16 protein-coding genes are annotated in these 22,596 nt (G+C 70.9%); 11 read left to right on the forward strand and 5 right to left on the reverse strand.

Annotated features, from left to right (window positions below):
* Positions 1-443 precede the first annotated feature (443 nt).
* Positions 444-1,316: a universal stress protein gene (locus ACZ7EG_RS20590; RefSeq protein ID WP_471080563.1), complete on the forward strand. Its 873-nt coding sequence runs from the start codon at positions 444-446 to the stop codon at positions 1,314-1,316.
* A 51-nt stretch (positions 1,317-1,367) separates the two neighbouring features.
* Here ACZ7EG_RS20590 and ACZ7EG_RS20595 read toward each other — a convergent pair whose 3' ends face one another.
* Both ACZ7EG_RS20595 and ACZ7EG_RS20600 read right to left on the reverse strand, forming a co-directional pair.
* Positions 1,368-2,285, reverse strand: a complete 918-nt coding sequence (locus tag ACZ7EG_RS20595) for a diacylglycerol/lipid kinase family protein (RefSeq protein WP_471080566.1) — start codon at positions 2,283-2,285, stop codon at positions 1,368-1,370.
* A gap of 112 nt (positions 2,286-2,397) precedes the next feature.
* A complete protein-coding gene (locus tag ACZ7EG_RS20600; protein ID WP_471080569.1) occupies positions 2,398-3,084 on the reverse strand; it encodes an HdeD family acid-resistance protein in 687 nt (228 codons plus the stop codon).
* A 435-nt stretch (positions 3,085-3,519) separates the two neighbouring features.
* Between ACZ7EG_RS20600 and ACZ7EG_RS20605 the strand changes: the two genes are divergently transcribed.
* From ACZ7EG_RS20605 to trpD, 9 genes are all read left to right on the forward strand, one after another.
* Positions 3,520-4,755, forward strand: coding sequence for a PP2C family protein-serine/threonine phosphatase (locus ACZ7EG_RS20605; protein WP_471080572.1), 1,236 nt, complete (start codon positions 3,520-3,522; stop codon positions 4,753-4,755).
* A 290-nt stretch (positions 4,756-5,045) separates the two neighbouring features.
* Entirely contained in the window at positions 5,046-7,001 is a 1,956-nt protein-coding gene (locus ACZ7EG_RS20610) for an APC family permease (RefSeq protein WP_471081837.1), read from the forward strand.
* A 312-nt stretch (positions 7,002-7,313) separates the two neighbouring features.
* Entirely contained in the window at positions 7,314-8,552 is a 1,239-nt protein-coding gene (locus ACZ7EG_RS20615; RefSeq protein WP_471080575.1) for a PP2C family protein-serine/threonine phosphatase, read from the forward strand.
* 764 nt (positions 8,553-9,316) lie between these two features.
* On the forward strand, positions 9,317-12,292 hold the full coding sequence (locus tag ACZ7EG_RS20620; protein ID WP_471080578.1) for an AfsR/SARP family transcriptional regulator: 2,976 nt from the start codon (positions 9,317-9,319) through the stop codon (positions 12,290-12,292).
* A gap of 138 nt (positions 12,293-12,430) precedes the next feature.
* Complete coding sequence (gene sbnB, locus ACZ7EG_RS20625) at positions 12,431-13,468, forward strand: 2,3-diaminopropionate biosynthesis protein SbnB (RefSeq protein ID WP_471080581.1); 1,038 nt, start codon at positions 12,431-12,433, stop codon at positions 13,466-13,468.
* A gap of 36 nt (positions 13,469-13,504) precedes the next feature.
* On the forward strand, positions 13,505-15,028 hold the full coding sequence (locus tag ACZ7EG_RS20630; protein ID WP_471080584.1) for an anthranilate synthase component I family protein: 1,524 nt from the start codon (positions 13,505-13,507) through the stop codon (positions 15,026-15,028).
* Complete coding sequence (locus ACZ7EG_RS20635; protein ID WP_471080587.1) at positions 15,025-15,615, forward strand: anthranilate synthase component II; 591 nt, start codon at positions 15,025-15,027, stop codon at positions 15,613-15,615. Before ACZ7EG_RS20630 ends, ACZ7EG_RS20635 begins: the two co-directional genes overlap by 4 nt.
* A 260-nt stretch (positions 15,616-15,875) precedes the next feature.
* Positions 15,876-16,214 (forward strand): hypothetical protein, encoded by a 339-nt coding sequence (locus ACZ7EG_RS20640; protein WP_471080590.1) that lies wholly within the window; start codon positions 15,876-15,878, stop codon positions 16,212-16,214.
* A gap of 48 nt (positions 16,215-16,262) precedes the next feature.
* Positions 16,263-17,342, forward strand: a complete 1,080-nt coding sequence (gene trpD / locus ACZ7EG_RS20645) for an anthranilate phosphoribosyltransferase (protein WP_471080593.1) — start codon at positions 16,263-16,265, stop codon at positions 17,340-17,342.
* Positions 17,343-17,547: 205 nt separating this feature from the next.
* On the opposite strand, the gene ACZ7EG_RS20650 is transcribed toward trpD, so the two are convergent.
* The 3 genes from ACZ7EG_RS20650 to ACZ7EG_RS20660 all read right to left on the reverse strand — a co-directional run bounded on the left by ACZ7EG_RS20650 (position 17,548) and on the right by ACZ7EG_RS20660 (position 21,217).
* Positions 17,548-18,816, reverse strand: coding sequence for a cation:proton antiporter (locus tag ACZ7EG_RS20650; RefSeq protein WP_471080596.1), 1,269 nt, complete (start codon positions 18,814-18,816; stop codon positions 17,548-17,550).
* Complete coding sequence (locus ACZ7EG_RS20655) at positions 18,803-19,480, reverse strand: flavin reductase family protein (protein WP_471080599.1); 678 nt, start codon at positions 19,478-19,480, stop codon at positions 18,803-18,805. The genes ACZ7EG_RS20650 and ACZ7EG_RS20655 overlap by 14 nt, the downstream gene beginning before the upstream one ends.
* 120 nt (positions 19,481-19,600) lie before the next feature.
* Positions 19,601-21,217 (reverse strand): tryptophan halogenase family protein, encoded by a 1,617-nt coding sequence (locus tag ACZ7EG_RS20660; protein ID WP_471080602.1) that lies wholly within the window; start codon positions 21,215-21,217, stop codon positions 19,601-19,603.
* A gap of 286 nt (positions 21,218-21,503) precedes the next feature.
* Between ACZ7EG_RS20660 and sbnA the strand changes: the two genes are divergently transcribed.
* The gene (sbnA, locus tag ACZ7EG_RS20665; RefSeq protein WP_471081840.1) at positions 21,504-22,550 is read left to right on the forward strand and encodes a 2,3-diaminopropionate biosynthesis protein SbnA; all 1,047 of its coding nucleotides are present in this window, start codon (positions 21,504-21,506) and stop codon (positions 22,548-22,550) included.
* The last annotated feature ends 46 nt before the right edge of the window (positions 22,551-22,596 follow it).

Raw genomic sequence — 22,596 nt, forward strand, 5'->3', positions numbered from 1 at the left:
GGCTCTTCTCCATCACGGGGAGGCAAGAGCACTTCGCCTTCGCGGAGTCGCTGGAGCATGCCCTGAAGTGACCGGACCGCCTCGCAGGCCGTTCGCGTCGGTGTGCTGCTGCTCCTGAAGTGTCCGTGTGTCGACTACGTGATCTCTGCGGTAACCCGTGGTCGTCTTCCCGAAGATTCCCTCGTCCCCGTGGAGCGGGTCCGAGCTCACGCGCGCCACCGGCGGGCCGGCGCCTGCGGCTCGTCGACCCGCGGCTCGGTGAAACCCGCGTCCGGCGACCGGGCCCGGTGGACATCGCCGCCCACCGCGATGCGGAAACCGCGGGCCGTCCTCGGCGGTCAGGCCGGGGGAACCAAGAACAGCCTCACCCGCGCAAAGCGCCAGGAACGACTTGCGGGCATCGCAGACCGTCGTTTCACTGGTGACGACAGGGAGCGTGGCCGGTGGACAGACCAGTGACGGTGGGCGTGGACGGCACCTCTGCGAGCATGACGGCGCTCGATTGGGCCGTCGACGAGGCCGCCCTGCACGGCCGGCCCCTTCGTATCGTGCACGCGTCCGTGTGGGAACGCTTCGAGGGCGCCACCCCTGCGGAGGATCTCCCTGAAGGCCCCGCCGAAGCCGCCCTGCTGGAAGAGATCATCCGTGATGCCGCAGCCCGGGCCCGCCGACGCCGACCCGAGGTCAGGATCCACGCCGAAGTGCTGCCCGGGGAGCCCGTCGACGTCCTGGTCCAGGCGGCAGAAGACGCCTTCGCCATGGTCGTGGGCCATCGTGGGCACGGTGCCCTCGCGCGCCGCCTCTTCACCGATTCCGTCGGGCCTGGTGTGGCAGGACGCGCGACGTGCCCCATCGTGGTCGTCGGCGACTCCGTCCCGGGGCGCCGAGCAGGAGACCGGCAGATCGTCCTCGGCGTGGGGGAGGGAACCGACGCCGGCGCCGCCCCTGTCACCTTCGCCCTCCAGGAAGCACGTGCCCGCGGTTGCGATCTGGTCGTGGTGCATGCCCGGAGTCGGCAGGAAACGCGGCAATCTTCACCCGGCCTCGGCAGCTCGCCGGCCGCCGATGCTCTCCTGAGCGCGGCAGTTCCGGACCGGGCAGCCCTCGAAAGCGGCGTCGTCGTGCACAGACGAGTCGTCGACGGCCCCTCGCGGCATGCCCTGCTCCAAGCCGCCGACCACGCCGACCTCCTCGTTCTCGGAGTCCGGCACAGGCATGGCATGGTGGGCCGCGAACTCGGACCCACCCACCACGCCGCACTACGCCACTCGCCCTGCCCCATTGCCCTCGTAGGTGGCCCCTGGTCTTCCCCATGAGAGATCTTCACGGACACCAGCGGCTTGATCTCCTCCCGGAGAGGAGGGCCGTCATGGCTGTGCGCCCGGTGGCGCACCGCGCTCGGACGGGATCCCGGGCCGGTCCTGCGGCAGCAGCACCCGCAGGGCACCCGGCCGGATGGCGCACACGACGGGGAGAGGAAGCCGCGTCGCTTCGCCGTCGACACCTGCGTCCAGGTGCGGTACGTCACCGTGCAGCGTGATGCCGGGAGCCGACCACATGACGACCCCTTCGCCCGACGGGCCGGCACCGCGCGCGTGCTGTCGCAGTTCCTCGCGCAGGTGCCGCAGGAGATCCGGGGGAGTCTGCGCCGGGCGCTTGAGGACAACGGCGCCCAGCTGTCCCGTGGTCAGGGAAGAGCGACGCCCCAGCCAGCGCGGCGTGGCCAGGTGGTACGGGTTGTTGGAGATCAGCACCACCTGCGGGAACTCCACGGTCCCCCAGGGGGTGTCCACGCGGGCCTCGACCCCCTGCTTACCCCTGAGATAGTCGGGCGCCACGGTGACGAACGCATGCGGCTTGTCCTCCCGGTACCCCGGCTCCAGCAGGGCGTCGGCGTACATGCCGAACGAGACGTTGTTGACGAAGACACGGGAGCCGAGCACCCCCAGGTCCACCTGGGTGGGCTCACCGTCGACCAGGGCGTCCAGCGCCCGCCCCGGATGGCGAAGGTCGAGGCCGAGGTCCCGGGCGAAGTGGTTCCGGGTGCCAGCCGGGACCACGACCAGCGGCCGGCCCTCGTCGGCGGCCACCGCGGCGACCGCCGACACGGTGCCGTCGCCGCCCGCCACCCCGAGCACCTGGGCCCCCTCCCGGACGGCGTTCCTCGCGAGCGACGCCGCGTCCCGTTCCGCGCTGGTCATCCAGACCTGGGCTCCCATGTCCTCGGCCCGCTGCACCAGGCCGTAACGAGCGACCTTGCCGCCGCCCGAGCGCGGGTTCGTCACGATCACCACCCGGGCACGCGTCCGAGCGCCGGACATCACCGCACCCACTCCCGCCGTTCTGGGCGGCCCACGGCCGCCCGGTCGACGTAGGACATCGCTGTCCGCGCCGCGATCAGTGCTGAGGGTGCGGTTGGGAGCGGAACGCGGGCCGCCGCTTTGCAGTGGTCCTGGGCGCGAGACGGCCGACTTCGATGCGCATCCTGATGGCGTGGAACACCTCGATCACGCCGAGGACGATGGCCATGATGCCCGCCGTCAGGGTGAGCGCGCCGATCGAGGTGAACGGCGAGACGATCAGCACGATGCCCGCCAGCATGCCGATGATCCCGGTGAACAGCATCCAGCCTCGCGCGGGCGTGTCCGGGGTGGAGGCGGCCGTGGCCGTCACCATGGTGCCGCGCAGCAGCCAGCTGAAGCCGATCCACAGGGCGAGCAGCAGGATCGACTGCAGGGTGCCGCGGAAGCAGATCAGCCCGAGCAGGACGGAGAGCGCCCCCGCGAGGAAATGCAGGGCCCGAAGATGCCCGGGGATGTGCGTGCCGAAGGCGGCGGCCAGCTGGAAGACGCCTATGACCAGCAGGTAGATGCCGAAGAGCACGCCGACGACTCGCAGTGTCTCCTCCGGCCAGGCAAGGACCACGACGCCGAGGGCGATGGCGGCCAGGCCCGTGACCAGGAGAATCTGCCAGCCCATGTTCGCCACCGCCGTCAGCCCTCCGCCCAGGGAGGTGTCGCGTGGCTCGGTGGCGTTCTGGGGCGCGGTGCCGGGGCCTGACGGTGAATCGGACGGAGAGGCCATACCAGCTCACCCTTCGCGAAGAGAGGAAGCGGATCGGTTCCCCTCCATCGTCACCCCGTCCGGCCCTCTGGCGCCTGGCGAGGACGGAGGTGGCCAGGGCAGAGCTGACGTGCCGGTTCTGCAGACCGCGATGCCACCTTGCGCGATCTCCGTGCGTTGCTGACGGTGCCCCGCAGGTGCCGGGCCTTTCTCTCTCCCTCCAGGAAATAGCTCGGACGGGAAGGGCGAAGACTCCTCCGCTGCGGCATTCCGGACGCTCGGAGTCGCCACATGGGGAGCCCGGGCGGTACGACAGCGCAGCACCCTGGGCATGCAGGGTGTGGCTCCCAGCCCGGTTCGCGGCGCCGGCACGCGAAGCCAGGGCGAGCGCGGACGCGGGATCGCTCGTAGATTGACAGGGCAGGGAGCCGCTCTCGCGAGCGAGGAGAGCGCGTGATGACAGCGGACATCGGGTTCACAGCGTTCTTCGAAGCCGCCCCGAGCCCGTACCTGGTGCTGGACACGGACCTGGTGATCCGCTACGTCAACCCGGCATGCCTGAGGACCACCGGCCGGACCAGGGACGAGGTGATCGGGAAGTACTTCTTCCACGCCCTGCCGGCACATCCCGGCGCCCACGAAGACGCAGAACGGAACCTGAGAGCGTCACTGCGCCGCCTTCTGGACATCGGGAAGCCGGAGACCGTGGTGATGAAGCGCCATGACGTTCCCCGTCCCGACCAGCCGGACGGGTTCGAGGAGCGGTGGTGGTCCATGATCTACACACCGCTTTTCGGACCTGACGGCACGGTGAAGTGGATCGTCCAACAGGTGGAGGATGTCACGGCCTTCGTCCGTGCGGCGCAGGAACGTCAGCTCGGCGAGGAGCCGACCGAGCAGGCAGTGGTCGTGGCAGCGGAGTTGTACGCGCGAGCCCGCGAGCTGGACCGGCTGAACCAGGAACTGCGTCAGGCTCACGCCCGCGAACAGCAGGTCGCGGTCACCCTGCAGGAAGCCATGCTCTCCGTCCCCGACCTGGACCGGCACAGCAACATCGCCGTGCGCTACCTGCCGGCTGCAGCGTCACTGAATGTGTGCGGCGACTGGTACGACGTCGTCGACCTGCCACCCGACCGCTACGCCGTGGCGGTCGGAGACGTCGTCGGCCACGGCCTGCACGCCGCAGCCGTCATGGGCATGCTCCGCAGCGCCCTGAGCGCCGTCATCCGCGCCGTCTCCAGCCCCGCCCAGGCCCTGGAGATTCTCGGCCTGTATGCCCGCTCCGTGGACGGCGCCGTGGCCGCAACCGCGGTCAAGGTTCTCATCGACACGCGCAGCAAGCTGATCATCTACAGCAACGCCGGGCACCCACCGCCGATCCTGCTTCACCCCGACGGGACCTGCGAACTGCTGGACCAGGCCACCGATCCGCCCCTGGGCGCACGCGAGTACCACGTTCCCCGTCCCCAGGCCGGCCTCGCTTACGCCGAGGGAGACACTCTCGTGCTGTACACCGACGGCCTCATCGAGCGCCGCGGCGAGGACATCGACGCAGGCCTGGAACGCCTCATGACCGTCCTGGCCCAGGACCGGGCCCTCTCCCCGGACCTGCTGGCCAACGCACTGCTGGCGCGGTTCGACGTCGCTGGTGGAGCCCTCGACGACATTGCTCTTGTCATCGTCCGCCTGTGATCTGTGGGACCTCTGAGCCGGCCTGTCGGGGCCGGTGCCGCCGATACGGCGGCCAGTTCGTTCAGGTCATGAACCGCGTCCTGCGGCAGACAAAGGCTCTGATCAGCCGCCCACCCCTGGCAGCCCACCGGCATCTCGTCCACTCCCGGAGCCTCGGTTCCGGGTGACAGTCGGCAAGGCGCATACTCAGTGATCGTCGCGTCGGCGCGAGAGCGGTGGCTTGCGGCGATCATTTTGACCGTCAGGACGAAGAGAGCATGGGGGATATGAGCCAGGCGAGCCGACCAGTGATGCCGGAGACGGTGGACAGTCCCGCGCTGCGGGCGCAGCCGGCCAGTTCGGCGGCGCGGTGGATGCTGCGTCACAGGGTGCAGCCGGTGGGGCCGGCGGCCGGTGAGAGCCATGCCGAGCCGCATGCCTGGTGGAAGGTGATGTGCCTGACCGGCGTCGACTACTTCTCCAGCCTGGCCTACGTCCCGGCGATCGCTGCCCTTGCGGCGGGGGCCGTATCCCCTCTCGCGACGTTGCTGATCGTGGCGCTGACGCTGCTGGGGATGCTGCCGATGTATCGCCGGGTGGCCAGGCAGAGCCCGCACGGTGCGGGATCGGTGGCGATGCTGGAGGACCTGCTGCCGTTCTGGTGGGGCAAGCTGTTCGTGCTGGTCCTGCTCGGTTTCGTGGCCACCTCGTGGATCATCACCATCACCCTGTCCACGGCTGACGCCTCGGTGCACGTGGTGGAGAACCCCTTTTTCCCCTCGGTACTGCACGGCCATGAGGTCGCCCTGACGGTGGCGCTGCTGCTGATCCTCGGTGGGGTGTTTCTGCTGGGCTTCAGCGAGGCGGTCAAGGTGGCCATCCCCCTGGTGGCCGTCTTCCTCGCCCTCAACGCCGTCGTCATCGGCGTCGGCGTGGCCCACGTTCTCACCGATCCCGGAGCCTGGTCGGCGTGGACCGGATCCCTCACCGACCTGGGCGGCTTCGGTGATCTGGCCGGCCCTGCCCTGCTGGCCTTCCCCCTGCTGGTGCTGGGACTGTCCGGTTTCGAAACCGGTGTGAGCATGATGCCGCTGGTGGCGGCCGACGGCGCCGACGACGAGCAGCGGCTGCGGGCCCGCATCCGCAACACCCGCAAGCTGCTCACCGCAGCAGCGCTGATCATGAGCGTCTACCTGCTGGCCGCCAGTTTCGTCACCACCGTCCTCATCCCCGAGGACGAGTTCGAGCCCGGAGGCGCCGCCAACGGCCGTGCCCTGGCCTGGCTCGCGCACGAGCACGTCGGTGAGGCATTCGGCACCGTCTACGACATCAGCACCATCCTCATCCTGTGGTTCGCCGGTGCCTCCGCGATGGCAGGACTCATCAACATCGTGCCCCGCTATCTGCCCGACTACGGCATGGCCCCCGAATGGGGCCGCGCAGTGCGCCCGGTCGTCCTCGTCTACACCGCCCTGTGCGTCATCATCACCATCGCCTTCGACGCCGACGTCGACAAGCAGGCCGGCGCCTACGCCACCGGCATTCTGGCGATGATGGTCTCCGGCGCCTTCGCCGTCACCGTCTTCGTCGCCCGCAACCGACGGCGCGCGGCCACCGCCGGCTTCACCGCGCTCACCGCGATCCTGCTCTACGCACTGATCGCCAACATCGTCGACAAGCCCGACGGCATCGCCATCTCCGGCTTCTTCATCCTCGGCATCATCACCGTGTCGTTGATCTCCCGGATCTCGCGCACCACCGAGCTGCGCGCCGACCGCATCGTCTTCGACGAAGCCGCCCGCCGGTTCGTCACCGACACCCTCGCCCACGACGAGTCCATCAACGTCATCGCCAATCGCCGCGAGGCCGGCGACGCCGCCGAGTACAGCGCCAAGGAACGCGAACAGCGCGGCACCAACCCGGTACCGGGCCCGGCCGACGTGCTCTTCCTGGAGATCGACGTCGTCGACCCGTCCGACTTCAGTGACACCCTCACCGTCCACGGCGTCGAAGTCGACGGACACCGCATCCTGCGCGCCCAGGCCCCGGCAGCTCCCAACGCCATAGCCGCCATCCTGCTTGCCCTGCGGGACGCCACCGGTGTGCGGCCGCACTGCTACTTCGCCTGGGCCGAAGGCAGCCCCCTGGTGCACATGATCCGCTACTTCCTCCTCGGCCGCGGTGACACCGCCCCCGTCACGCGCGAGATCATCCGCAGCAACGAACCCGACCCCGACCGCCGCCCCGGCATCCACGTCGGCGACTGACACCGCGGCGCGTGGCCGAGGACAGCGACGAGGGAAGAGGGAACCGATGACGCAACCGCACGGCCTCACCCGCGGTCCCTGCGCACCCGGTCCCTCCTCGTTCTCCTCATGGCGGCCCTGGGAACAGCGCCCTGCCACTGGCGGCGGCGCCCCGGTCCGGCGCCGGAGGCGACTCGGCTCGCGGCGCGCACAGCGTGACCACCGTCCCTGGCGGCGCGCACAGCGTGACCACCGTCCCTGGTGGCGCACGGATTGACGCCTGCTGTGCGGGTCCCGAAGCTGGTAGAGGGGCCGGCGGAAGGGACCGTGGTAGTGAGCGGTGGGCAGAGCGGACTTACCCGGCTCCTGACAGCGGCGGAGACTGCGGCGCCGGTGGACGCCGTCGCGGTGGTCGCCGAGGATCTGCGGCGGCGTTTCGGGGCCACGAGAGTGTCGTTCCTCATCGTGGACCTGACGGGGAAGGCGGTGGCGCGGCTGGCTGCTGCCGTCGGAGTGGAGGGTGGGCGGGAAGCGGAGCGGATTCCCATGTTCGGCAGCGTCTACGAGCAGGTGATCCGCACCCAGCGGCTGTATCAGGAGGTGACCGGACAGGGACATCGAGTGATCGCTCCGGTCACCAACCGGGGGGACGCGATCGGACTGCTGGAACTGCTGCTGCCCGCCGATCCCGGGGCCGACGTTCTTGACGAGGTCGGGGAAGCCGCCCACATCCTGGCCTACGTCGTGATCGCCAACGGACGCTTCACCGACCTCTACACCTGGGGCAAACGCTCCCGGCCCCCCACGCTGGCAGCCGAAATCCAGTACCAGCTGCTGCCCCCGTCATTGTCGTGCGAGGCCGCACAGTTCACGCTGTGCGGGAGCTTGGAGCCCTCGGAAGACCTCAGCGGCGACACCTTCGACTACGCGCTGGACCGCGACATCCTGCATGTGTCGGTGACCGATCCCATGGGCCACGACATCGCTTCGGCCCTGGCCGCCACCGTGCTGGTGGGCGCCCTGCGCGGGGCCCGCCGCGCGGGAGCCGGCCTGGCCGAGCAGGCTCAACGGGCGGACCGGGCGCTGGTCGAGCACGGTCACGGTCACGCCACCGGGCAGCTACTGCGCATCAACCTCCACACCGGTCGCGCCCAGTTCGTCAACGCCGGCCACCCATGGCCACTGCGCATGCGGGAGGGGGCCGCGCACGCGATCACATGCCAGGTGGACCATCCCTTCGGGCTGGCGGTGACCGTGCCCCACCCCTATCGGGTGCAGGACCTCGATCTACGCCCTGGGGACCGCTTGCTCATGGTGACCGATGGCATGCTCGAACGCCACGGAGAGGCGGTCGACCTGCTCGCCCTGCTGGAGCGCACCCGCGATCTGCACCCGCGGGAGGCGGCGGCGACACTGACGTCCGCGGTCCGGGACGCAGCCGGGGGCGGGCTCGCGGATGATGCCACCGTGATGTGTCTGGACTGGCACGGCTCCCAACAGACCCAGCGGCACGTCAGCTCTGGCGCCGACACGCGGCAGGCCTCTGCCGGCCGCGTGAAGCAACAGCCCTGACCAGGACGCTGTACCGGACAGTGCCGCGCGCGGGTACGGTTCCCACGCCCTCCGTGGGTGCAGCGAGCCCGTCGGCCGCGGCGGGCTCGCTGCACCCGGCGGTCCCACTTCATGGGCCACCGGTGGTGACGTGAGCGCCGGTCGACCGGTGCCGCCCGCGTGGCCCGGGGCGCCGGTCTCCGCTCGCGGCTCCGGCCGCACCGGGAGGAGCGACAGTGCGGGTTTCGGATGGGCGCTGAGTACCGTGCGCGCCTCCGCGGCCTGATCGTTTTCGGTCAGGGTGCCGGTTCCGCGTCCGCCTGCGAGGCGGTGGACGTCGTCGATCCGGGCCCGAAGGCCCATCGTTTTCCGGCTGCTCCCCTCTGCTTCCCGGGCCCGGTGGGCACGCCGAACGGGGTGGCTGTCCGGTATGGCTTGATCGGATCGCCTGTGCGATAGCGAATCGGCCATCCGTGCGGGCGAGGCCGCCGGCTACCGGGGTGGAATCCGGCCATTACAGGTACCGGGGAGTTTCGCGGTTACCTGATGTAAGGAGCAACGAATTCTGAGAAGCGGTATTCCACCCCGGATTACTCGGTGCGAATTCGCACAACTGATCTCTTGGGCGCTCCACGAAAAGTAAAGAGGATTCCCCGCTTCCGCGCCGTCGAAGCCCCTGACCTCCGGGACGGCTTGAAAACACCAGGGAACCGGTCCAGCCGCTCAGGTATTGTCGTCCAGGCGCTCCGGTGAGGACGGTGGGTGGAGTTCTGGGGGGGACATCCGTGGGCGAGCGGCTCGGTTTCAAGGTCCTGGGACCCCTGTCGGTGACGGCGAACGGCCGTGCGCTCACCGTCGGCGGTGCGCGCCAGCGAACGGTCCTCGCTCTGCTGCTGCTCAACCCTGGCCGGATCGTGCCGGTCGACACCCTCGTCGACGGTGTCTGGAACAGCGGCCCGCCCGCCACCGCCCGCACCCAGATCGCGATCGTGATCGCAGCCCTGCGCAAGACATTCAAGGCCGAGGGCGTCACCGAGGACATCATCGTCACCGCCCACCCCGGATACCTCCTCAGATCCGAGGGCCACGCGGTCGACTCGGTGGACTTCGCCCGGCTGGTCAAGGACGCCGAGACAGCCGTCGAGCAGGGCCGGCACGCCGACGCGGCCGACAACTACGCCCACGCCCTCGCCCTGTGGACGGGCCCCGCCTTCGCCGGCATCGCCAGCCCGGTGGTGGAGGACGAGGCCGCCCGGCTCGAAGGACACCGTCTCAACGCCTACGACGACGCCACCGCCGTCCTGCTGGAACTCGGCAGCCACCAGGACCTCGTACCGGAGTTGGCGGCCGTCGTGCGGGAGCATCCGCTGCGCGAGCGCACCCGGCACCATCTGATGCTCGCGCAATACCGGTCCGGGCGGCGGGCCGAGGCGATGGGCACCTTCCGGGAGGCGCGCGCCCAGTTCATCGAGGAACTCGGCATGGAGCCGGGCCCCGACCTCCAGGAACTGCACGACGCGATCCTGCGCGACGACCCCTCCCTCGCCCCCGCACCGCCGGTCGTCACCACCGACGCGCTGCACTCCGACTCCGTCATCGTCCCTTCCGAACTCCCACCGGACGTCCCCGGCTTCACCGGCCGAGGGCCCGAACTGGCGGTACTGGACCTGCTGGTGGACGGCCGGGACCGGCAACAAGGGCCGGCCTTCGGGCTGATCACCGGCATCGCGGGCGTCGGCAAGACCGGCCTCGCCGTCCGCTGGGCCCACCGGGCCGCCGCCCACTTCCCGGACGGACGGCTCTTCGCCGACCTGCGCGGCTACGACGAGGAACACGAGCCGACCGTCGCCGCCGACGTCATCAGCCGTTTCCTGCGCTCGCTGGGCGTGCCCAGTGACCAGATACCGCCGGAGACGGAGGCGCTCGTCGCGCTGTACCGCAGCGTGCTCGCCGAGCGGCAGGTACTCGTCGTCCTGGACAACGTCCGCTCCTATGCGCAGCTGCGCACCCTGCTGCCCGGCAGCGGGCGCTGTGCCGTGCTGGTCACCAGCCGGGACCAGCTGGAGGAACTGGTCACCTGGCCGCAGGAAGCCCGGGTGCACCTCGGCGTGCTGCCCGAACCGGAGGCCGTGGAACTGCTCGGCCGGATCGTCGGCACCGAACGCATCGCCTCCGCCCGCGCCGACACGGTACGGCTGGCCGAGCTGTGCGACCGGCTGCCGCTGGCACTGCGCATCGCCGCGGCCCGGCTCGCCTCCAAACCGCACTGGACCGTACGCCACCTGGTGACCCGGCTCAACGACGAGGCGCGCCGGCTCGACGAGCTGAGCCAGGGCGCTTCCCGCGTGCGGGCCAGCTTCGCGCTGTCGTACCGCTATCTGCCCGAGGACGCGGCGCTGCTCTACCGGCGGCTCGGCCTGCTCGACGTGCCGGACTTCGCGGCCTGGGTGGGCGGCGCGCTGCTCGACATCGACGTGCTGGACGCCGAGCGGATCATGGAGGACCTCGTCGACGCCCAGTTCCTGGAGGTCGTCGGCGTCGACGCGACCGGCCGGCTGCGCTACCGGCTGCAGAACCTGATGCGTCTCTACGCCCGCGAGCGGGCCTACGCCGAGGAGCCGCCGGACGCCCAGCGGGCCGCCCGCGAGCGCGCTTTCCGCACCTGGCTGACGATCGCGGAGGAGGCCCACCGGCGGGAGTACGGCGGCCATTTCAGCGTTGTGCACAGCGAGGTGGCGCGCCGGCCGGTCGACCCCGTCCACCTCGACGAACTCCTCGACTCGCCGCTGGAGTGGCTGGAGGCGGAACGCCTGCCGCTGGTCGCCGCGGTCGAGCAGACGGCCGCCCTGGGCATGGCCGACCTCGCCTGGGACCTCACGGTCTCGGCGGCGGTGCTCTTCGAGACCCGGCACTACCTGGACGACTGGCGGATCTGCTCCGAGGCGGCGCTGGCCGCGGCCCGCAGGACGGGCAACCTGCGCGGGCAGGCCGCCATGCTCCACCAGCTCGGCGGCGTCGCCCAGTCCTACCGCCGGCTGGAGGAGGCGTACGCCCGCTACAGCGAGGCTCTGGAGTTGTTCGAGCAGGCCGGCGAGGAGCACGGGCAGGCGCTGAACCTGCGCAACCTGTCGATCCTGGACCGGTTCCGCGGCAATCTGGACGTCGCCATGGAGCGGCTGCGGACGGCCCGGGACATCCTGCGCCGGGTCGGCGACACCTCCTCCGAGGCGCACACGCTCGACAACATGGCGCAGATCGAACTGGACCGCGGCGCCACCGAGCCGGCGATGAAGCTGAGCCTCGAAGCGGTACAGCTCATGGAGTCGATCGGCGGTGGCAGCCGGCGCGGCGCCGCCCAGACCCTGCACCGGCTGGGCCGGGTGCATCTGGCCCGGTCGGACTTCGACCTGGCGGAAAAAGCGTTCCGGCAGGTGGTCACGCTGGTCACCGACAAGTCCGACCGGGTGGGGCTCGCCTACGCCCTGCTGGGACTCGGGGAGAGCCGCCTGGGCGCGGACGAGGTGGAGGCCGCCGCGACCACCCTGACGGAGGCGCTGGAGATCGTCGAACACATCGACGCCCCCCTCGTCGACGGCCGGATCAACCTCGCCCTCGGCGACACACTGCGCCGCCTGGGCCGCCACGACGCGGCGCGTGAACGGCTGACCGCCGCCCAGGACGTCTTCGTCCGCGCCGACGCCCCGCAATGGCGCGCGGAGGCGGAACGCGCGCTGGCCCGGCTGGAGAACGAGGAAGGCTGACGCCGGGCGGCAGAGGGGCGGGGAGGGCCGGAGAACCCGGGTCCCCCCAAGTGCCGTTGTAGACGACCGATACCCCACCGATAAGCGGGCTGCCTACGTTCGGCCGGTACCACTGTCAGCCGAAACGTGGAGTACACGATGCCGCCTGTCGCCAAGGCGCCCACCTTCGCCGTGATCTCCGGGGCCCAGGTCCACCGGGTCCTGGCCGGCCGGCACCAGGAGGTGGTGCGTCTGATCGAAACGGCGTACCGCGTCCACGGTGCCGGTGACACCGTCAATCCGCCGTCCTACTTCCTGCGCTTTCCCGACCGGCCGGCCTCCCGCATCATCGCGCTCCCCGCGTCGATCGGCGGCGACATCGGCGTGGACGGCCTGAAATGGATCTCCAGCTTCCCCGACAATGTGGCGGCGGGCCTCCCGCGCGCCTCCGCCGTGCTCATCCTCAACGACCCGGACACCGGCTATCCGCTGGCCTGCCTGGAGAGTTCGATCATCAGCGCGGCTCGTACGGCCGCCTCCGCGGCACTGGCCGCCGAGACCCTCGGCCGGGCCCGCGGGGACCGGCCGCGCCGCGTCGGCTTCTTCGGCACCGGTCTCATCGCCCGGTACATCCACCAGTACCTGGCGGGCACCGGCTGGGAATTCGACGAGATCGGTGTGCACGACCTGTCGGCGGAGCACGCCGCCGGGTTCGCCGGACACCTCGACCGCTCCGGGGCCGGCGGCCGGGTCACCGTGCACGGGTCGGCCGAGGACCTCGTCCGCGGCAGCGACCTCGTCGTCTTCGCCACCGTCGCCGGCACCCCGCACGTCACCGACCCCGGCTGGTTCGGCCACCACCCGCTGGTGCTGCACGTGTCGCTGCGCGACCTGGCGCCCGAGGTGATCCTCTCCGGCGCCAACTTCGTCGACGACGTCGAGCACTGCCTGAAGGCCGACACTTCCCCGCATCTGGCCGAACGGCTGAGCGGAGGAAGGGAGTTCATCGACGGCACCCTCTACGACGTGCTGACCGGCGCGGCCGGTGTGCCCGCCGACCGGCCCGTGTTCTTCTCGCCGTTCGGACTCGGCGTCCTCGACCTCGCCGTCGGCAAGCACGTCTACGACCGGCTGCTCGACTCCGGTGAACTCGCCGTCGAGCAGGACTTCTTCCACGAGCTGCGCCGCTACGGCTGACCATCGCCCGCCACCTTTCGAGGATGGGGTTCACCTGTGACCACACTGCTCGACTCACCGCCCCGAGCGGCCGGTGCACCACGCCGGTCCCTCACCGTCCGCGTCGACGAGACCGTCCTGCCCCCGCACGACCCGCTGGACCTGTACTCAGCCCTGCGTGCCCGCGCCGGCGACGAGGTGTTCCTGCTGGAGAGCCTCGCCGCCCCCGAGGAGGACGGCAACGGCGCCGTCGTCGGCCACGGCCGGCTCGCCGAACTCCAGGTGCACGCCGACCGCGTCACCTTCGACGGAGCCCCCGCCGTCACCGAGGCGCTGCGCGCCGCCGCCGCCGGCCTGAGGCTGGCCGAACTGCCGGACGGGGCCCGCGCCCTGGCCGACGCCGACCAGGTGTGGGAGCTGCTGCGGGCCGCCCAGCGGACGTTCACCGTGGAGACCTCGGCGCCCGCGGACGGATACGCCTTCGGCTTCCTGGCCACCGTCGGCTACGGCGCCGCCTGGCACATGGAACGGCTGCCCGAGCGCACCGTCGACGGCGGGCCCGACCTCGTCCTGACCCTCTTCCGCGAGGTCGTGAGCTACGACCTCGACGCGGGCACCGCCCGCCTGCTCACCGCCCGCTGCCCGGACTTCCCACCCGCCGCGGTCCCCGGACTCATCACCGCCGTCGCCGCCGGGCTGCGCCCGACCGCGCCCGAGCCCGCCCCGCTGCCCGTGGCGCCCACCCCGCGCACGGTCCGTGACAGCACCGACGAGCGGACCTTCCTCGCCCAGGTGGAACGCTGCCTGGCGCACATCGGCGTCGGGGACATCTACCAGATCCAGATCGGTCACCGCATCGACGTGGACACCGAGTTGACGCCGCTGGACGTCTACCGGCGGTTGCGGCACCGCAACCCGTCGCCGTACATGTACCTCGTCCCGCGCGACGGCTCCACGCTCATCGGCGCCAGCCCCGAGGTGCTGTTCCGCACCGAGGGCGACCGGATCGTCATGCGGCCCATCGCCGGCACCACCCCGCGCAGCGGCGACCCGGCGGTCGACGGGCCGCGCATCGAGGCACTGCGGGACAGCGAGAAGGAACGTGCCGAGCACGTCATGCTGGTCGACCTGTGCCGCAACGACATCGGCCGGGTCAGTGCGCCGGGCACGCTGGACGTGCAGCGGCTGATGACCGTGGAGACGTACTCGCACGTCTTCCACCTGGTCTCCACCGTCGAGGGGGTCCTCGCGCCCGGCGAGGACACCTGGTCGGTGCTGCGCGCCACCTTCCCGGCCGGCACGGTCACCGGCGCCCCGAAGATCCGGGCCATGGAGATCATCGAGGAGCTGGAGAGCGAGCCCCGGCGGATGTACGCGGGCGCGGTCGGCCTGGTCGACGTGCGCGGCTGGTCCCGGCTCGCCCTGTGCATCCGCACCATCACCCACGACGGGACGGCGTACTCCACCCAGAGCTGCGCCGGCATCGTCGCCGACTCCGAGCCGCTCGCCGAGTGGCACGAGACGCTGCACAAGATGGGCGCCGCCTATTGGGCGCTGACCGGTGAGGAGCTGCTGCCGTGAAGGTCCTGCTCGTCGACGCCTACGACAGCTTCACCCACATCATCGACCAGTACCTGCGCACGCTGGGCGCCGAGACCGACGTGGTGCGGTCGGGCACCCGCACCCCGGCGCAGCTCGAAGACCGGGGGGCGCAGGCGGTGGTGCTGGGGCCCGGGCCGGGTCATCCGGCCGACTCGGGGCACGTGGAGCTGGTGCACGCCTTCGCCGGGCGGGTCCCGCTGCTCGGCATCTGCCTCGGCCACCAGGCGATCGCCCTCGCCCACGGGGCACGGATCGCCGTCGCCGCCCGGCTCAAGCACGGCAAGACCAGCCCCGTCGCGCACGACGGCGCCGGGGTCTTCACCGGCCTCGGGGACGAGATGACCGCCACGCGGTACCACTCGCTCGTCGTCGAGGAGCCGCTGCCGCGGGAGCTGACCGTGACGGCACGGGCTGCCGACGACGGCTATGTCATGGGTCTGCGGCACCGCGCGCTGGCGATGGAAGGGGTGCAGTTCCATCCCGAGTCCATCACCACGGTGGGAGGAATGCGGCTGCTGGAGAATTTCCTGCGGATGTCCGAACGGGCTGCCGTACCGGTTCCCTGAGGAATTGGATTTATTTCGTGTATGGCCCGTGCGGGCTGTGGGGAGGGTATCCGCAACCCCCGCACGACCCCTGGAATCTATGAGTCCGAATTTCTCACCAACCCATTGTGAACTGCGAGTATATCGTCGTTATTGCTCCGGCAGAGATCGGTGAAGCGCCTCCGATAATCAACTGAAGCCGTAGCTCCGTAATTTTCTCGGTGTCGGGACGGAACGGGTCGGACCGAAACCAGGGAAAACAAATGACGGGGAGACGGAAAATGCAGCTCACGCAGATCAAGAAGTCCGGGATCCAGGCCTTCGTCGTCGCCGCCTTCACGGCCGGCGCCCTGTTCACCAGCGCGGCGGTGGCCGACCAGGCGCACGCGGCTCCGAACAGCGTGGCGGCCGTCACCGAGAGTGTGGACCCGTGGAGCGGCGTGGCGGCAGGCGGCGACGTGGACCCGTGGAGCGGTGTGGCGGCAGGCGGCGATGTGGACCCGTGGAGCGGTGTGGCGGCAGGCGGCGATGTGGACCCGTGGAGCGGTGTGGCGGCAGGCGGCGACGTGGACCCGTGGAGCGGTGTGGCGGCCGGTGGCGATGTGGACCCGTGGAGCTGACGCCCGCGTGGCGCTGGTCCCGGACCGGATGACTGAAGGAGAACCGGAGTGAACGCAAGGACCGCACCGGGTGGGCCGCAACGGTCCTGGCCCGGGCTGCTCGGCTCCGTCCTGAACGGTCGCGACCTGTCCGAGCCGGACACCGCGTGGGTGATGGACCAGGTGATGCGGGGCAACGCCTCCGACGCCCTGATCGCCGGCTTCCTGGTGGCGCTGCGCGCCAAGGGGGAGACGACCGGCGAACTGGAGGGGCTGGTGCGGGGCATGATGGCGCACGCAGTACGCATCGACGTGCCGGGGAGGACCGTCGATGTGGTGGGCACCGGAGGGGACGGGGCGAAGACCGTCAACATCTCCACGATGTCCGCGGTCGTGGCGGCGGGCGCGGGGGCGCGCATCGTCAAACACGGCAACCGCGCCTCCAGCTCCGCCTCGGGCTCGGCCGACGTACTGGAGAAGCTCGGGGTGAGCCTGCGACTGCCTCCGGAACAGGTGGCGGCACTGGCGGAGGAGGTCGGGATCACGTTCTGCTTCGCCCCCGACTTCCATCCCGCGATGCGGCACGCGGCGGTCGCCCGGCGCGCGCTCGGCATCCCCACCGTCTTCAACGCCCTCGGGCCGCTGACCAATCCGGCGGCGCCCGCCGCCCAGGCGGTCGGCGTCGCCGACGCCCGGCTGCTGCCGCTCGTCGCCGGGGTGCTGGCGCGCCGGGGGGTCGACGCGCTGGTGTTCCGGGGCGACGACGGGCTGGACGAACTGACCGTCACCACCACTTCCACCGTCCTCACGGTGGCAGGCGGCACGGTCCGCCGGGAGTCGTTCGACCCACGGGCCCTCGGCTTCGGGTACGCCCCGGTCGAGGCGCTGCGCGGGGCGGACGCCGGATACAACGCGGACGTGGCGCGGCGGGTGCTCGGCGGTGAGCGGGGGCCGGTGCGGGACGCCGTCCTGCTCTCGGCCGCCGCCGCCCTGGCCGCGCTGGAGCCGGCCGGCGGACGGACGGTCACCGAACGCCTTGCCCCGGCCGTCGGCCGGGCCGCCGAGGCGATCGACTCGGGCGCCGCCCGGTACACCCTCGAACGCTGGGCCCTGGCCAGCGGCACCTACGCCCTGACCCCGGCGGCCTGACCGTGGGTCTCCGTACGACCATGTCGCCCCCGGGTCCCGCCGTCACGGCGGGAACCGGGGGCGCGGGGGCCGGGCGGTGCGCGGGGCCGCGGGTCCGGACCGGAGTGCGGCGGGGGCCGTGGCACGCGTCCGGACGGACCCGCACGGGTCCGGTCCGGAGCGGCTGGGGCGGCCTGTCGGGCGGAGCCGCCCGCGGCGGGCCGCGTCACGCGGCTGTGACCCGCTGGGCGACGGGGGTGGACGGTTCCGGGGCCGGTGTGCGGCGGAACCAGGTGAGGGCGGGGGAGGTCATGGCCGTGGTGATCAGGGCCATCAGGACCAGGATGGTGAACAGGTCCGGGCCGATGACGCCCAGTTCCAGGCCGAGGTTGAGGACGACAAGCTCGGTCAGGCCGCGGCAGTTCATCAGCGCGCCGATTGACAACGCGTCCCGCCAGGAACGGCCCGACAGCCGCGCCGCCGCCGTACTGCCGCCGAACTTGCCGAGCAGGGCCACCGCCAGGACCGCGCCGGCCCACAGCCACTGGGTGGCGTCACCGGTGAGCAGCGAGACATCGGTGCGCAGTCCGGTGCTGACGAAGAACAGCGGCAGCAGCACCGGGACGGTGAACGCCCGCAGCCGGGCGGCGGACAGCTCGACCGCCCGGGAACCGCGCGGCATGGCCACGCCGAAGAGGAACGCGCCGAACAGGGCGTGGATGCCGATGCCGTCCGTGACGAAGGCCGACACGCACAGGCCGGCGAAGACGAACACCAGGACCGAGCTCTCCGCGACCTTGCCGGCCTGCCGGGTCAGCCGGGCCAGCACCGGCCGGACCAGGCACATCATGCAGGCCACGAAGACCAGTGACCAGGCAGCCGTGACGGCCGCCTGCTCCACCGAACCGCTGGTGCTGACCGCCGCGACCAGCGCCAGCAGGCACCACGCGCTGACGTCGTCCACGGCCGCGCACGCCATCGCCAGCGACCCGAGGGGAGTGGTGTAGAGGCCGCGGTCGGTGAGGATCCGGGCCAGCACCGGGAACGCGGTGATGCTCATCGCCACGGCGACGAACAGGACGAACGGCAGCCGGTCCACCCCGGCCGGAGCGAACGGGCCGTACATCCCGAGCGCCAGCAGCGCGCCCATCAGCAGGGGCAGCGCGATGCCGACGTAGGAGACGGTGACCGCTGTACGGCTGTGGCCGCGCAGGGCCGACAGGTCCAGCTCCAGGCCGACCAGGAACATGAAGGCGAGCAGGCCGAGATTGCCCAGCACCAGCAGGTGCGGGAGGATCTCCGCCGGGAACAGCCAGTGCTGGGCGGCGGGGGAGATCCAGCCGAGCAACGACGGGCCGAGCAGGATGCCGAGGGTGATCTCGCCGATGACCGGGGGCTGCCCGATCCGGCGGAAGAGCAGCGCGCCGACACGGCACACGCCGATCACCACGGGCACGGCGACGAGCAGGCCGGGCAACGGGTCAGGAGCCGACACGGGCTTCTCCTTCCAGGGGTGGCCGCACGGCGAGCTCGGGTGCGGGCACGGCGGAGGCCGGCGCGGGCCGTGCCTCCGGCGCCGGGGCCGACGCGGCCGCCGACCAGCGGGCGTACCGGCGCCTGCCGTAGAGCAGCGGTGGCCTGCCGTCGGTGTGGGTGACGCGGGTGACCCGGCCGAAGACGGCCGTGTGGTCGCCGACCTCCACGGCGTGCACCACCGTGCAGTCCGCGACGGCGAGCGCGGCCTCCGTCAGGTGCGGCCCCGCGGCACCCAGCGGGAGCCGCCACTCGGCGTGCGCGAACCGGTCGGTGCCGCCGGAGGCGAACAGGTCGGAGACGGTCCGCGCGTCCTCGTGCAGCAGGTTCAGGGCGAAGTGCCCGCTGTCCAGGGCGGCGCGCAGGGTCGGGCCGGCGGTGCGCAGGCAGACCACCAGGGTCGCCGGGTCCAGCGCCACACTCGCCAGCGAGCTGCACGTCATCCCGCGCGGCGCGGAGTCGGTGCCGAGCGCGGTCACCACGCTGACCCCGGAGGGAAAGGACGCCATCAGGGGGCGTATGTCGGTGGAGTCCGGCGCGGCGGCCGGCGCCGCCGAAGGGGTCGAAGTCGTTGAGGGGGTGGTGGTCGAGGGGGTGGTCGTGGTCGTCTCAGCTGTACCAGTCATGCGGTCGGCTCCTGTCGGAAGCAGGATCGGGCCCGGAATCGGGACAGGGATCTGCACGGTGCGGGTCTGGCCCGGCGGGCTGGGGGGTTCGGCGCCGCCGGGCTGATCCGTGGCCGGGGACTACTTGCCGTGCAGGCGGCGCAGGTAGTCGTAGGCGCTGGGCAGCGTGTCCAGCAGGTGCTGCTGCTCCTGCCTGACCTTGTCGAACAGCGGCTGGGCGCCCGCGACGGACTCCGGCTTGTGGGCGAGCGCCGGCAGCGGCGTGTCCGGCTCCAGACCGAGGCCGGCGAAGATGCAGTAATAGCTGCCGTTGGTCCAGAAGTTGCGGAACTCCGCCTCGAAGTTCCCGTAGTACGTGGACTCGTCGGCGACCGGCGAATTGACCGGGAGCCCCGCCTTGTACGCCTCGATCTTCCGCTGGATGTTCTCCGGCAGCTTCAGCTCCTTCTGGGCCTGCCAGAACGGCGAGTCGTTGCGCGGCGCGTAGTAGAAATGCGCCTGGATGAAGTCACGGGTGTCGTCGAACATCACCTCGATCTCCTGGTTGAAGCTGTCCACCAGGGCCGGGTTGAAGGTGCGGTCGGGGAAGTGCTTGGCGAGCTGGTAGATCGCGGCGGTGATGAAGTAGATGCCGGTCGACTCCAGCGGCTCCAGGAAGCACGAGGAAAGGCCTATGCTCACCACGTTGTTGACCCAGGCGCGGCGGTTTCGGCCGACCCGGAAACGAACGTGGTTGAACTGCGTCTTTGCGGGGTCGAGCCCCCACAGTTCACAGAACTCCGTGGTCGCCTCGTCCTGCGACGTGAATCTGCTGGAATAGACGTAGCCGGACCCGAAACGGCCCAGCATCGGAATCTTCCAGGCCCAGCCGGAGGACATCGCGATGGCCGAGGTGTACGGCTCGACCCCGTTCGCCTCGTCGTCGTGCGGCACGGCGGTGGCCACCGCGCTGTCGCACATCAGGTGGTCGCTCATGTCGACGAACGGCTCGCCCAGCGCCTTGTTGATCAGCAGCCCGCGGAAGCCCGAGCAGTCCACGAACAGGTCGGCGTCGAGCACCCGGCCGGACTTGGTGTGCAGGGCCGTGACGTAGCCGCGCCCGTCCTGCTCGACCCGCACCATCTCGTCCTGGACGTGCTCCACGCCCTGCTTGTCGGTGGCGAAGCGGCGCAGGAAGTCGGCGACCAGGGCGGCGTCGAAGTGCCAGGCGTACCGGGTGGACTCGGTGCCGTCGAGCCACTTCGGTGACTTGTTCGCGTCCATCACCGGCGGCTCGCGGAAGCAGGCGTAGTCGAACGGCTCGTCGGTGCGGCCCTCGTGCTTGTTCTTGTACCAGTAGTGGGACAGCGGCGTGTTGTCGTGGTCGGGCAGGATGCCGAACGGGTGGTAGAAGTGGTCCGGCCGGCCGTTGTCCAGCGTGCGCGCCCCGGGCTCACCGCGGCCCGGGGTGCGCCAGTTGACGAAGCGCACGGCCATCTTGAAGCTGGCGTTGCACTCGCGCATCCACTCCTCCTCGGGTATGCCGAGGTAGTCGAAGAGAACGCGGTGCAGATTCGGCACGGTGGCTTCGCCCACGCCGATCCGGGGAATGGTCGGGGCCTCCAGTACCTGGATGTCGACGGTGCCCTGGAGCGCCTTGCCGAGATAGGCGGCGGTCATCCAGCCGGCCGTGCCACCGCCGAGGATGACGACTTTGCGGACGCGGGAGTCGGTGTCGGTCGTACCGATGTCGGTCATAGGGGAGCTCATTTCTCCGGTCGGGTGCGTCTGTGCGCCGTTGTGTGCAGTGACTTTTCATGCTGTCGAGTGCGTTTAATCGCCAGAATCGGCTGGCCCGCTATGCGGCATCTATAGGTGGCCGGAATTGCCGCTTGAGCAGGTTCGTATGGGTGAGGTATAGGCGGCTCGGCGAATCTCGGGTGGTGTCGAAAACCGCCCCGCAACTCCCAGCAGAGGATGGCTGCATCAGATGCCGTACGAAGACGGGAAGGCCGTTGCCCAGGGACCGGGCGGACTTCCCGGCATGCCGCTTGCCGAACTCCGGGGAATCCTCGCCGTGGTGGGGAACACTCCGCTCATAGAGCTGGAACGGCTCGCACCGGACCTACCGGTACGGCTGTTCGCCAAGGCCGAGCGGTTCAATCCCGGCGGCAGCGTCAAGGACCGGTCGGCGCTGTCGATGGTGCTGACCCGGATCCGCTCCGGGGAGCTCGTGCCCGGTCGTTCCACCGTGATCGAGTCCAGTTCCGGGAACCTCGCGATCGGACTCGCCCAGATCTGTGCGTACTTCGGACTGCGCTTCGTGTGCGTGGTCGACGCGCGCACCACCCAGCAGAACCTCGCGATCCTGCGGGCCTACGGTGCCCGGGTCGAGGTCGTCACCGACCCGGACCCGGTCACCGGGGAGCTGCTGCCCATGCGGCTGCGCAGGGTGGCCGAACTGCTGGCCTCGACACCCGACTCGTACTGGCCCGACCAGTACGCCAACCCGCTCAACCGGCAGGCGCACCTGACCACGATGCGCGAGATCGCCGAGGCGCTGGACGGCAAGGTCGACCACCTGATCCTGGCGGCCGGCACCGGCGGCACCCTGGGCGGTTGCGCCGAGTACATCCGGCAGAGCGGCCTGACGACGACCGTGCACGCGGTGGACGCCGTCGGCAGCGTGCTGTTCGGCCGGAGCGCCGGCTGCACCCGGCTGGTGCCGGGCCACGGCGCGTCGATCCGGCCCAAGCTGCTGCGGCCCTCGGACGCCGACCACGTCGTCCACGTCACCGACCTGGACTGTGTGGTGGGTTGCCGCCGGCTCGTACGGCGCGAGGCGATCCTCGCGGGCGGCTCCTCGGGAGCCGTGGTCTCCGCGCTGGACCGCATCGCACCGGGCCTCGAACCCGGCTCCAACGTCGTGCTGATCCTGCCCGACGGCGGAGACCGCTACCTCGACACGATCTACGACGACGCCTGGGTGCGCCGCCACTTCGGCGAGGTCGCCGAGCTGTCGCAGGACACTGACCTGCCGCCCCAACCCGTGGCCGAATCACAGGAGTTGGCGGATATAGGGCACCGATAGCGGCCCCCGCCACCATGAACGCATCCCCGAACACCACCACCCGAGG

The organism is Streptomyces sp. NPDC037100 (genome assembly GCF_055606225.1).

What these genes read in the sequence shown, in the direction of transcription:
- sbnB (WP_471080581.1), top strand. Translation starts at nt 12,431, where the DNA reads ATGCCGCCTGTCGCCAAGGCGCCCACCTTCGCCGTGATCTCCGGGGCC.
- sbnA (WP_471081840.1), top strand. Translation starts at nt 21,504, where the DNA reads ATGCCGCTTGCCGAACTCCGGGGAATCCTCGCCGTGGTGGGGAACACT.
- ACZ7EG_RS20660 (WP_471080602.1), bottom strand. Translation starts at nt 21,217, where the DNA reads ATGACCGACATCGGTACGACCGACACCGACTCCCGCGTCCGCAAAGTC.
- ACZ7EG_RS20600 (WP_471080569.1), bottom strand. Translation starts at nt 3,084, where the DNA reads ATGGCCTCTCCGTCCGATTCACCGTCAGGCCCCGGCACCGCGCCCCAG.
- ACZ7EG_RS20610 (WP_471081837.1), top strand. Translation starts at nt 5,046, where the DNA reads ATGCCGGAGACGGTGGACAGTCCCGCGCTGCGGGCGCAGCCGGCCAGT.
- ACZ7EG_RS20605 (WP_471080572.1), top strand. Translation starts at nt 3,520, where the DNA reads ATGACAGCGGACATCGGGTTCACAGCGTTCTTCGAAGCCGCCCCGAGC.
- ACZ7EG_RS20640 (WP_471080590.1), top strand. Translation starts at nt 15,876, where the DNA reads ATGCAGCTCACGCAGATCAAGAAGTCCGGGATCCAGGCCTTCGTCGTC.
- ACZ7EG_RS20655 (WP_471080599.1), bottom strand. Translation starts at nt 19,480, where the DNA reads ATGACTGGTACAGCTGAGACGACCACGACCACCCCCTCGACCACCACC.